Below are 11,490 nucleotides of genomic sequence, written 5' to 3' on the forward strand. Positions count from 1 at the left end.
CTTGGCGCAACTTTATCAACCGCCAAGTCTCATTGCCAAGCTCATACACGGCACGGAGGCTTTGCAGTTGTGACTAGAAGTGTAGGGGAGATAGTTATACAAGTGAAAATCTGGGCAGAGGCTCAGTCTGTCAGGCATGTATCTTTTGCAACGGGAAAAAGTTTTAATTCTAAAAAAAGAAAAGTCCTACACGACAGGGTAATTAATTCAAGTTCCGGTGCACTGCGTTTTGCCGCTGAGTTTTAAATGTGGGAGCGGGCTTGCTCGCGAAAGCGGCTGATCATTCAACACTTAAGTTGACTGACCCACCGCTTTCGCGAGCAAGCCCGCTCCCACATTGGGATCTACGCAGTGCTACTTGATCAACCGCCAGGTGAATGGATACCGATAAGGCACCCCTTCATTGGCCTTCACGCCAGCAATGATCGTCAGCACCAGCGCACCGATTGCGATCAGACCGAACAGGAAGAAGCCGACAATCACCACCATCAGCAGGAAGCAGATGGCGGAGGCAATGGCGACGGTGATCTGGAAATTCAGCGCCTCCTTGCCCTGCGCATCGACGAAGGGGTCCATCTCGCGCTTCATCTGCCAGAGAATCAGTGGACCGATCAACGTGCCGAATGGAATCCAGATCCCCAACAAGGCGGACAGGTGACAAAACATCGCCCATTGCCGAACTTCTTTGCTCGGGGTGGGCAGCAACTCTTGTTCGTCACTCATGGCGTCCTCCTTGTGTGGAGCGGTCCGATCAGTCGGCCAGTGCAGCCTGTTGCAGTTCGAAGATCTCGGTCATGCCTTTCTTCGCCAGTTCCAGCATGGCGCTCAGCTCTTCCGGCTGGAACGGCGCGCCTTCGGCAGTGCCCTGGACTTCAATGAAGCCGCCCGTGCTGGTCATCACCACGTTCAGGTCAGTCTCGGCAGCCGAGTCTTCCAGGTAGTCGAGATCGAGCACAGGCTCGCCCTGGTACATGCCGACCGAAACGGCCGCGATCATTTGTTTCAGCGGATCACCGCCTTTCAGGCCGCCGCGCTTCTTGATCACTTTCAAGGCATCGACCAGCGCAACCATGGCCCCGGTGATGGACGCGGTGCGGGTGCCGCCGTCAGCCTGGATCACGTCGCAGTCGACGTACAGGGTGACATCACCCAGCTTGGACATATCCAGGGATGCGCGCAGGGATCGACCGATCAGACGCTGGATTTCCAGGGTACGACCGCCTTGTTTGCCACGGCTCGCTTCACGCTGGTTACGCTCGCCGGTGGCGCGCGGCAACATGCCATATTCAGCGGTCAACCAGCCTTGGCCCTGACCTTTCAGGAACCGCGGCACGCCGTTTTCGACGCTGACGGTGCAGATGACTTTGGTATCACCGAACTCGACCAGTACAGATCCCTCGGCGTGTTTGGTGTAGTTGCGGGTAATGCGGATCGAGCGGAGCTGATCGGCAGCGCGACCACTTGGACGTTTCATAGGGAATACCTGTACGGGGACGGAAAACTGCCGAGCATTATAGAGCCGCGCGCCAAGACTGGGCACTTCTAAAAAATCCGCCCGACGATTGAAGGCTCTGGCATGAGCCTGGAACAGGCTTTACCGACGGCCTGCAGCCTATTGTCACACCGTGTGTTTGGGCGCATCCGCCCCACTGCGCTACAATCCTGCGCCTTTGCTGCCTGTCGGCTTTAATTCACAGATAGCGGGTCCGTGAAACCTTGGGTTGCGCGTCGACCCGCATTGCGAGGTACCTCCATGGTGCACAGCATGACCGCCTTCGCCCGCGTCGAGAAAGCCGGCGTCCAGGGCACCCTGAGCTGGGAATTGCGCTCGGTCAACAGCCGCTACCTGGAACCGCACCTGCGCCTGCCGGAGTCCTTTCGCGACCTCGAAGGCGCGGTCCGCGAAGCGCTGCGCCAGGGTATTTCCCGGGGCAAGCTGGAATGCACCCTGCGCTTCACCGAAGAAAGCACCGGCAAACCACTGCAAGTAGACCGCGAGCGCGCCGCCCAATTGGTCGCTGCCGCCGAGACGATTGCCAGCCTGATCAAGAACCCGGCGGCGCTTAACCCTCTGGAAGTGTTGGCGTGGCCTGGCGTTCTGGTGGGCGATGCCACCGACCCGCAAGCCCTGAACGCCGAGGCACTGGCGCTGTTCAACGAAGGCCTGAAAGAACTCAAGGCCGGCCGCGAACGCGAAGGCGCGGAACTGGCTCGGCTGATCAACGATCGCCTGACCTCCATTGAAAAAGACGTGGTGACCTTGCGTGAACTGGTTCCGCAAATGCTCGCCACCCAGCGCCAGAAAGTGCTCGACCGCTTTGCCGACATGAAGGCCGAGATGGATCCGCAGCGCCTGGAACAGGAAATGGTCATGCTCGCTCAGAAGAGCGACGTCGCCGAAGAACTGGATCGCCTGAGCACCCACATCATTGAAGTTCGCCGGGTGCTCAAGTCCGGCGGCGCTGCCGGTCGGCGTCTGGACTTCCTGATGCAGGAGCTCAACCGCGAGGCCAACACACTGGGCTCCAAAGCCTTCGATCCGCGCAGCACCCAGGCGGCGGTCAACCTCAAGGTGTTGATCGAGCAGATGCGCGAACAAGTGCAGAATATTGAGTAAGGCAACCCCGACATGACCCACAGCACCGGCACCCTGTACATCATTTCCGCCCCTTCGGGCGCGGGCAAGAGCAGCCTGGTCAAGGCCCTGACTGACGCTGATCCGGAGATCCGCGTCTCGGTCTCCCACACCACCCGCGCCATGCGCCCCGGTGAAGTCAACGGCGTGAACTATCACTTCGTCGAACGCAGCGACTTCGTGAAGATGATCGAGCACGGGGATTTCCTCGAGCGCGCCGAGGTGTTCGGCAATCTCTACGGCACTTCGCAAAGCCACCTGCAGCAGACACTGGACGAAGGCCACGACCTGATTCTGGAAATCGACTGGCAGGGTGCCGAGCAAGTGCGCAAGTTGATGCCCCAGGCCCGGTCGATTTTCATTCTGCCGCCCTCCCTGCAGGCCTTGCACCAGCGCCTGACCAACCGTGGCCAGGACAGCGACGAAATCATCGACGGCCGGATGCGTGAAGCCGTCAGCGAGATGAGCCATTACGTCGACTACGACTACTTGATCATCAACGACGATTTCACCCACGCATTGCGCGATTTACAGGCGATTTTCCGGGCCAACCAGTTGCATCAGAAGCGCCAGCAGCAGCGTAACGGAAAACTTTTGGCTGAATTGCTCAGCTAAACAGCACTTCCCAAAACCGCTGCAAGGGCTTTACATTGGCACTTGCAGCGCGTTGAAGGGCTTGGTCAAAAAATCAGCGCTTCCCTAATCGCTGGTGATTTTTTAAACTGTTGAGTCCGCTCGCCCACCCGGGCAGCGCGCATATTGCATTCGCTCCGAGGAATACCATGGCCCGCGTAACCGTTGAAGACTGCCTGAACCACGTGGAAAACCGTTTTGAGCTGGTCATGCTGTCCACCAAGCGTGCCCGTCAACTGGCCACCGGCGGCAAAGAGCCACTGGTTCAGTGGGAAAACGACAAGCCTACCGTCGTAGCGCTGCGTGAAATCGCTGAAGGCCTGATGAGCTACGAGTTCATCGCCAATGCTGAAATCGTCGAAGACGAACCGCTGTTCGCAGCGTTCGAGGACGAGTCCAACGAGGCCGTCTAAGCCTATGCCTGGTCGACGTAGCACGGCGCAGGGTCACAGCGAACGGCAGGAGTCATCATGCCGAGCATAGACGCCCTCGCCGATCGCTTATCGACCTACCTCGGCAAGGACCAGGTCAACCTGGTCCGCCGAGCGTACTTCTACGCCGAACAAGCCCACGACGGCCAACGCCGCCGCAGCGGCGAGGCGTATGTCACGCATCCTCTTGCAGTGGCGAACATTCTTGCCGACATGCACATGGACCATCAGAGCTTGATGGCTGCGATGCTGCATGACGTGATCGAAGACACCGGTATTGCCAAGGAAGCGCTGCAAGCGCAGTTCGGCGAAACCGTGGCCGAATTGGTCGACGGGGTCAGCAAACTGACCCAGATGAACTTCGAGACCAAAGCCGAAGCACAAGCCGAAAACTTCCAGAAAATGGCCATGGCCATGGCGCGCGACATTCGCGTGATCCTGGTCAAGCTGGCTGACCGCCTGCACAACATGCGCACGCTGGAAGTGCTGTCCGGCGAAAAACGCCGACGCATCGCCAAGGAAACCCTGGAAATCTATGCGCCCATCGCCAATCGCCTGGGCATGCACGCCATCCGCATAGAGTTCGAAGACCTCGGCTTCAAGGCCATGCACCCGATGCGTTCCGCGCGGATCTACCAGGCGGTCAAGCGCGCCCGGGGCAACCGCAAGGAAATCGTCAACAAGATCGAAGAGTCCCTCAGCCACTGCCTGGCCATTGATGAAATCCAGGGCGAGGTCAGCGGTCGCCAGAAGCATCTTTACGGCATCTACAAGAAAATGCGCGGCAAGCGTCGAGCCTTCAACGAGATCATGGACGTGTACGCGTTCCGGATCATCGTCGACAAGGTCGATACCTGCTACCGCGTGTTGGGTGCTGTGCATAATTTGTACAAACCGTTGCCGGGGCGGTTCAAGGATTACATCGCGATCCCCAAGGCCAACGGCTATCAATCGCTGCACACCACGTTGTTCGGCATGCACGGTGTTCCGATCGAGATCCAGATCCGCACCCGCGAAATGGAAGAGATGGCCAACAACGGCATCGCTGCCCATTGGCTGTACAAATCCAGTGGCGACGAACAGCCCAAAGGCACTCATGCCCGCGCCCGCCAATGGGTCAAAGGCGTGCTGGAAATGCAGCAACGGGCCGGCAACTCGCTGGAATTCATCGAAAGCGTGAAGATCGACCTGTTCCCGGACGAGGTCTACGTGTTCACGCCCAAAGGCCGGATCATGGAGCTGCCCAAAGGCTCCACGGCGGTCGATTTCGCTTACGCGGTGCACACCGACGTGGGCAACAGTTGCATTGCCTGCCGGATCAATCGTCGTCTCGCGCCGCTGTCCGAACCGCTGCAAAGCGGTTCCACGGTCGAAATCGTCAGCGCCCCCGGCGCACGGCCGAACCCGGCATGGCTCAACTTCGTGGTCACCGGCAAGGCACGTACACACATTCGCCATGCGCTGAAACTGCAACGTCGCTCCGAGTCCATCAGCCTTGGCGAACGCCTGCTGAACAAGGTCCTCAACGGTTTTGACAGCTCGCTGGAGAAGGTGGCGGCCGAGCGCGTCAAAGCGATGCTTACCGAATACCGCCTCGAACTGATCGAAGACTTGCTCGAAGACATCGGCCTGGGCAATCGCATGGCTTATGTGGTCGCCCGCCGCCTGCTTGGTGAAGGCGAACAACTGCCCAGCGCAGAAGGTCCGTTGGCGATTCGTGGCACGGAAGGCCTGGTACTCAGCTACGCCAAATGCTGCACACCGATCCCGGGGGACCCGATTGTCGGCCACCTGTCGGCGGGTAAAGGCATGGTCGTGCACCTGGACAACTGCCGCAACATCAGCGAAATCCGCCACAACCCGGAAAAATGCATCCAGCTCTCGTGGGCCAAGGATGTCACCGGCGAATTCAACGTCGAGTTGCGCGTCGAGCTGGAACATCAGCGCGGCCTGATCGCCCTGCTGGCCAGCAGCGTCAACGCGGCCGACGGCAATATCGAAAAAATCAGCATGGACGAGCGCGATGGTCGCATCAGCGTGGTCCAACTGGTGGTCAGCGTGCACGACCGTGTGCACCTGGCTCGCGTGATCAAGAAACTGCGTGCCTTGACCGGGGTGATTCGCATCACCCGCATGCGCGCCTAAGCCACCCTTACAAGGAGTCATTCATGACCAAGACTGTTATCACCAGCGACAAGGCCCCGGCCGCCATCGGTACTTACTCCCAGGCGATCAAGGCTGGCAACACCGTCTACATGTCGGGTCAAATTCCTCTGGACCCAAAAACCATGGAACTGGTTGAAGGCTTCGAAGCCCAGACCGTCCAGGTGTTCGAGAACCTCAAAGCCGTGGCCGAAGCAGCCGGTGGTTCGTTCAAGGACATCGTCAAACTGAACATCTTCCTCACCGACCTGAGCCACTTCGCCAAGGTCAACGAGATCATGGGCAAGTACTTTGACCAGCCTTACCCTGCCCGCGCCGCCATCGGCGTGGCCGCCCTGCCAAAGGGTTCGCAGGTTGAAATGGATGCCATTCTGGTCATCGAGTAATGCGTCCGGCGCAGCCTTTGCAGGTTGCGCCGACTTCGTATCTGAAAGGATTCCACCATGCGCCAAGCGCTAGCTCTCTCGCTGGTCGCCCTACTCTTGGGCGGATGTGCCAGCAACCCTGCCGACCGTGACATCAGCGGCACCTGGATCAATCAGGTGGCAATCGATGCCGCATCCAAAGGCGGCCCCCTGCGTGAAGCGCTCCAGGCCTATGGCCCGAACCTGGAATGGGACATCAACACCAAGGCCAGTCAGGCCCGCTACACCAACGGTTTTGAAAACGTCGAAGGCAAGTTGCTGGGCGAAGAGTCCGGCGCCTGGAAGGTCGACTTTTATGGCAGCTCCGCCAGCGAGCTGAAGCGTGATGGCAAGCAACTGAGCCAGGCCGCCAATGACAATGAACCTGCCCAGGTCTTCGACCGCGCGTTGATCCCGGTGCCGGAAGGCGCTCCGATGGGGGCCAGTTTCGAGCGTGCGCTGTATTCGTCCTACATGGGTGGCAGCTGGAAAGTTGTCAGCGGCCCCGGTGAAGGCAGCACGGTGCAATTCCAGGCCGACGGCCAGGTTTCCGGCCTGCCGGGCGCGGATCGCTATGCACTGTGCCTGGCCGGCGATTGCGCGTCGATGAGCAGTGGCAACGACAACATGTGGTTGCAACTGAATGGCCAGGGCAACACCTGGATCTTTGCGCGCAAGGGCAAGGAGCTGGAGATTCTCCAGGCGGTGAACACCGCGCAGGCGGATGAAATGCCTTCGTTCACACCGGGTGAACGCAAGTGGTTGCTCGAAAAGCAGTGATTCCTTGAAAAGATCGCAGCCTTCGGCAGCTCCTACAAGGTTATGTAAACACCTGTAGGAGCTGCCGAAGGCTGCGATCTTTTGATTTCAGCGGCCTTCAAGAATGGCGGCATAACCTTCGCGATAGCTCGGATACTTCGGTGCCCAACCCAACGCCTTCGCCCGAGCATTACTGCACTGCTTGCTGCCAGTGCGACGCACACTCGCATCGTTTGCCCATTCGGTCACACCCAGATACTCACGCAACCAGTCCACCACCTCCGCCAAGGGTGCCGGTGCATCATCGACGCCTATATAGACGTCATCCAACGCCACGCCGCGCCGATCCGCCTCGAGCAAATACGCCATCAAACCTGCGGCATCGTCGGCATGGATGCGGTTGGCATACAACGGCGGATCGACCTCGACGCGATAACCCCCCCGAACCTGAGTCAGCAATCGCTCGCGACCCGGACCGTAGATACCGGTCAGGCGTACGATGCTGGCCGGGATGCCACTGTTCAGGGCAACTTGCTCCGCTTCGAGCATCAAACGCCCTGAAAAACCGGCCGCCACCGCTGGCGAAGTCTCATCGACCCACTCGCCATCCTGTTGGCCATAAACACTGCTACTGGAAACAAACAGCAGTCGATTGGGCACTTGCCCGTAGTCATTCAACCACTCCAGCACATGCTGCAAGCCCTGGACATAGGCGGCGCGGTAACCGGCCTCGTCGTGATCGGTGGCCGCCGCGCAATACACCAGGTAATCCACCGCTCCGACTGGCCAGGTCGCCGGGCAGTCTTCAGTAAACAAGTCGCCGGCTACGCCAATAACACCGTCCGGCAAACGAGAAACGTCACGGCGCAAGCCATGAACCTCCCATCCGGCAGCCAGCAATTGCGTGGCCAGGCGACTGCCGACATCACCGCAACCGGCGATCAAAACAGAGGGTGCGGACATCAGAAAACTCCCATCGGAAAGGCACGGACTAGCGCTGGCAAAGGACGAGCGGCTAGCAATGGAGGAAAAAAAGAGACTCTATTACTTTTGTTAACAAGAATTAATTGCAATAATGCCCGCCACTTTTGTTCTCGGCCTTGCGAGGCCTGGAAGAGCATCTACCGTTTTTCTTTCTCAGGTCCGGCCAGCATGACACGCAATCAACTCCCCGCTTCGCCAACCAAACGACCTCGCGCCTGGAGCGCAGTGGCCGCCCTGCTGCTCAGCCTGATGCTGGCACCGGTCGCCGCCTTCGCCGACGCACAAGCGCCAGCCGCTCCGGCCACCGCTGCCGCGCCAGCTCCAGCTCCAGCTCCAGCTCCAGCTGATCACGCCGCTCCAGCGGCTTCTCCGGTCGCGACCGACCCGGCCCAGGCTGTCGACGCCAACGCCGAAGACGTGCCTGAAGTCCTCGAAGCCGACAACACCCTGGGCATGGCTCACGACCTGTCGCCGTGGGGCATGTACCAGAACGCCGATATTATCGTGAAAGTCGTGATGATTGGCCTGGCTATCGCATCGATCATCACCTGGACCATCTGGATCGCCAAGGGTTTCGAGTTGATGGGCGCCAAGCGTCGTCTGCGCAACGAAATCGTCCACCTGAAAAAAGCCACCACCCTTAAAGAAGCCAGCGCGACTGCCGCCAAGGCTGGCACCCTCGCCAACCTGCTGGTGCATGACGCGCTGGAAGAAATGCGCCTGTCGACCAACAGCCGCGAGAAAGAAGGTATCAAGGAACGCGTCGCCTTCCGTCTCGAGCGTCTGGTGGCTGCCTGCGGCCGCAACATGAGCAGCGGCACCGGCGTGCTCGCCACCATTGGTTCCACCGCGCCGTTCGTGGGTCTGTTCGGCACTGTGTGGGGCATCATGAACAGCTTCATCGGCATTGCCAAAACCCAGACGACCAACCTCGCCGTCGTGGCGCCCGGCATCGCCGAAGCGTTGCTGGCCACCGCGCTGGGTCTGGTGGCTGCGATTCCAGCCGTTGTGATCTACAACGTATTCGCCCGCTCCATTGCCGGTTACAAGGCGCAAGTGTCCGACGCGTCGGCAGAAGTCCTGCTGCTGGTCAGCCGCGACCTCGACCACCAGCCTGAGCGCAGCTCGCAACCGCACATGGTGAAAGTGGGGTAATCGGCCATGGGCCTGCATTTGAGAGAAGGCGCAGACGACGATCTGGCCGAGAACCACGAAATCAACGTCACGCCGTTCATCGACGTGATGCTGGTCCTGTTGATCATCTTCATGGTGGCCGCCCCGCTGGCGACCGTGGACATCAAGGTCGACCTGCCTGCCTCCAGCGCCAAGCCGGCGCCACGGCCAGAGAAGCCGGTATTCCTCAGCGTAAAAGCTGACCAGCGCCTGTTCCTCGGCGAAGACGAAGTGAAAGCCGAAGCCCTCGGCGCCACACTCGACGCCAAGACCAAGGGCAAGAAGGACACGACGATCTTCTTCCAGGCTGATAAAGGCGTGGATTACGGCGACCTGATGAGCGTGATGGACAACCTGCGTTCCGCCGGCTACCTGAAGGTGGGTCTGGTCGGACTCGAGACAGTCAAGAAATGATCACGACGCGCCATAAGCTGACGCGTTACAGCGGGAGCCTGGCCGTGGTGCTGGCCGTCCATGCGCTGGCCATTGCGCTGGCGATGAACTGGACCGCGCGCCCACCCATCGAGCTGCCGCCGCAGGCGATGATGGTCGAGCTGGCACCGGTTCCGGCCCCGCCACCTCCGGCACCGCCGAAGGTGATAACGCCGCCACAGACGCCCGCCCCGGTGGAAGAGTTGCCGATACCAAAGCTGGCTGAAGTGCCAAAGGCCGAGATCACCGTTCCAAAACCGGTCAAGCCCAAGCCCAAGCCTCAACCGCCCAAGCCTGTGGAGAAAAAACCGGAGCCGCCGAAGGAGAAGCCGTCCGAGGAGAAACCTAGCGACGTGCAACCGACCCAGGCGCCGACGGAGAAATCCGCTCAGCCAGTACAGGGCCCGACCGCCGCGCAGCAAGCGGCCAAAGCCAGCTGGCAAGGCACCCTGCTCGCTCACCTGGCCAAGTACAAAAAGTACCCGGCCAGTGCGCAAGCGCGGAACAAGGAAGGTTTGAATCGTCTGCGCTTTGTGGTGGATGCCGAAGGTAACGTGTTGTCGTTCGAACTGGTGGGCCGCTCCGGCAACGCCGATCTGGACCGGGCCACCCTGGAAATGATCCGCCGCGCGCAGCCGCTGCCAAAGCCACCGGCCGACATGCTGACCAATGGCGCCATCGAAATCGTTGCACCGTTTGTTTATTCGCTGGAACGCCGGCGGTAAACAGCAGCAGATCAAAAGATCGCAGCCTTCGGCAGCTCCCACAGGGTGAACATCAATCCTTGTAGGAGCTGCCGAAGACTGCGATCTTTTTTGCTTTTCGCCCATCCGCATGCGGGCAAACCCGCATTGCCCTGTGTCACTCGACACACTCAGTCTGATAACGTGCGTCTATCGATTGCAGCCGGTATGCTTGGCTCGCAACTTCATGGACGCTTGCTATGACTCTTACAGAATTACGCTACATCGTTACCCTCGCCCAAGAGCAGCACTTCGGCCACGCGGCCGAGCGTTGCCACGTCAGCCAGCCGACCCTGTCGGTGGGCGTGAAAAAGCTTGAAGACGAACTCGGTGTGCTGATTTTCGAGCGCAGCAAGAGCGCCGTGCGCCTGACCCCGGTCGGCGAAGGCATTGTGGCCCAGGCACAGAAAGTCCTGGAACAGGCCCAAGGCATCCGCGAACTGGCCCAGGCCGGCAAGAACCAGCTGACCGCCCCGCTGAAAGTCGGCGCGATCTACACCGTCGGCCCGTACCTGTTCCCGCACCTGATTCCGCAACTGCACCGGGTCGCCCCGCAGATGCCGTTGTACATCGAAGAAAACTTCACCCACATCCTGCGCGACAAACTGCGCAACGGTGAACTGGACGCGATCATCATCGCCCTGCCGTTCAACGAAGCCGATGTACTGACCCTGCAACTCTACGACGAACCGTTCTACGTCCTGATGCCAGCCCAGCACCCGTGGACGCAAAAAGAATCCATCGACGCCGCCCTGCTCAACGACAAGAGCCTGCTGCTGCTCGGCGAAGGCCATTGCTTCCGCGATCAAGTGCTGGAAGCCTGCCCAACGCTGGCCAAAGGCAACGACGGCGCCAAGCACACCACCGTGGAATCCAGCTCCCTGGAAACCATCCGCCACATGGTGGCCTCCGGCCTGGGCATTTCGATCCTGCCGCTCTCGGCCGTGGACAGCCACCATTACGCCCCCGGCGTCATCGCTGTGCGCCCACTGACGCCGCCTGTACCGTTCCGCACCGTGGCCATCGCCTGGCGTGCAAGCTTCCCACGACCGAAAGCCATCGAGATTCTCGCTGACTCCATTCGCCTGTGCTCGGTGGCCAAGCCACCGAAGCCCGTGGTTGCGGCTTAAGTC

13 protein-coding genes are annotated in these 11,490 nt (G+C 60.0%); 10 read left to right on the forward strand and 3 right to left on the reverse strand.

From position 1 onward, the window contains the following. Positions 1-354: 354 nt before the first annotated feature. Positions 355-723, reverse strand: a complete 369-nt coding sequence (locus tag ACA052_RS28385) for a DUF4870 domain-containing protein (RefSeq protein ID WP_497647752.1) — start codon at positions 721-723, stop codon at positions 355-357. A gap of 28 nt (positions 724-751) precedes the next feature. Then, positions 752-1,474, reverse strand: coding sequence for a ribonuclease PH (gene rph / locus ACA052_RS28390; RefSeq protein ID WP_497647753.1), 723 nt, complete (start codon positions 1,472-1,474; stop codon positions 752-754). 279 nt (positions 1,475-1,753) lie between these two features. On the opposite strand from rph, the gene ACA052_RS28395 reads away from it, so the two are divergent. The 6 genes from ACA052_RS28395 (at position 1,754) to ACA052_RS28420 (ending at position 7,046) form a co-directional block, all read left to right on the forward strand. Next, a complete protein-coding gene (locus tag ACA052_RS28395; RefSeq protein WP_497647754.1) occupies positions 1,754-2,617 on the forward strand; it encodes a YicC/YloC family endoribonuclease in 864 nt (287 codons plus the stop codon). Positions 2,618-2,629: 12 nt separating this feature from the next. Continuing rightward, positions 2,630-3,250, forward strand: coding sequence for a guanylate kinase (gene gmk / locus ACA052_RS28400; protein ID WP_497647755.1), 621 nt, complete (start codon positions 2,630-2,632; stop codon positions 3,248-3,250). Positions 3,251-3,417: 167 nt separating this feature from the next. Then, positions 3,418-3,681, forward strand: a complete 264-nt coding sequence (gene rpoZ / locus ACA052_RS28405) for a DNA-directed RNA polymerase subunit omega (RefSeq protein ID WP_007894670.1) — start codon at positions 3,418-3,420, stop codon at positions 3,679-3,681. A 57-nt stretch (positions 3,682-3,738) separates the two neighbouring features. Then, a complete protein-coding gene (gene spoT, locus ACA052_RS28410; protein WP_322219657.1) occupies positions 3,739-5,844 on the forward strand; it encodes a bifunctional GTP diphosphokinase/guanosine-3',5'-bis pyrophosphate 3'-pyrophosphohydrolase in 2,106 nt (701 codons plus the stop codon). A gap of 23 nt (positions 5,845-5,867) precedes the next feature. Further along, on the forward strand, positions 5,868-6,248 hold the full coding sequence (locus ACA052_RS28415) for a RidA family protein (protein ID WP_003229509.1): 381 nt from the start codon (positions 5,868-5,870) through the stop codon (positions 6,246-6,248). Positions 6,249-6,305: 57 nt separating this feature from the next. Further along, positions 6,306-7,046 (forward strand): hypothetical protein, encoded by a 741-nt coding sequence (locus tag ACA052_RS28420; protein ID WP_497647756.1) that lies wholly within the window; start codon positions 6,306-6,308, stop codon positions 7,044-7,046. An 87-nt stretch (positions 7,047-7,133) separates the two neighbouring features. Here the strand turns inward: ACA052_RS28420 and ACA052_RS28425 are convergent, their stop codons facing one another. Next, positions 7,134-7,988, reverse strand: coding sequence for an SDR family oxidoreductase (locus ACA052_RS28425; protein ID WP_497647757.1), 855 nt, complete (start codon positions 7,986-7,988; stop codon positions 7,134-7,136). Between the two features lie 189 nt (positions 7,989-8,177). On the opposite strand from ACA052_RS28425, the gene exbB reads away from it, so the two are divergent. From exbB to ACA052_RS28445, 4 genes are all read left to right on the forward strand, one after another. Beyond that, complete coding sequence (gene exbB, locus ACA052_RS28430; RefSeq protein ID WP_497647758.1) at positions 8,178-9,164, forward strand: tonB-system energizer ExbB; 987 nt, start codon at positions 8,178-8,180, stop codon at positions 9,162-9,164. A 6-nt stretch (positions 9,165-9,170) separates the two neighbouring features. Next, positions 9,171-9,596, forward strand: a complete 426-nt coding sequence (exbD, locus tag ACA052_RS28435; protein ID WP_497647759.1) for a TonB system transport protein ExbD — start codon at positions 9,171-9,173, stop codon at positions 9,594-9,596. After that, positions 9,593-10,339 (forward strand): energy transducer TonB family protein, encoded by a 747-nt coding sequence (locus tag ACA052_RS28440; RefSeq protein WP_497647760.1) that lies wholly within the window; start codon positions 9,593-9,595, stop codon positions 10,337-10,339. The genes exbD and ACA052_RS28440 overlap by 4 nt, the downstream gene beginning before the upstream one ends. A gap of 218 nt (positions 10,340-10,557) precedes the next feature. Beyond that, complete coding sequence (locus tag ACA052_RS28445) at positions 10,558-11,487, forward strand: hydrogen peroxide-inducible genes activator (protein WP_497647761.1); 930 nt, start codon at positions 10,558-10,560, stop codon at positions 11,485-11,487. The last annotated feature ends 3 nt before the right edge of the window (positions 11,488-11,490 follow it).

Source organism: Pseudomonas sp. LBUM1644 (assembly GCF_059716195.1).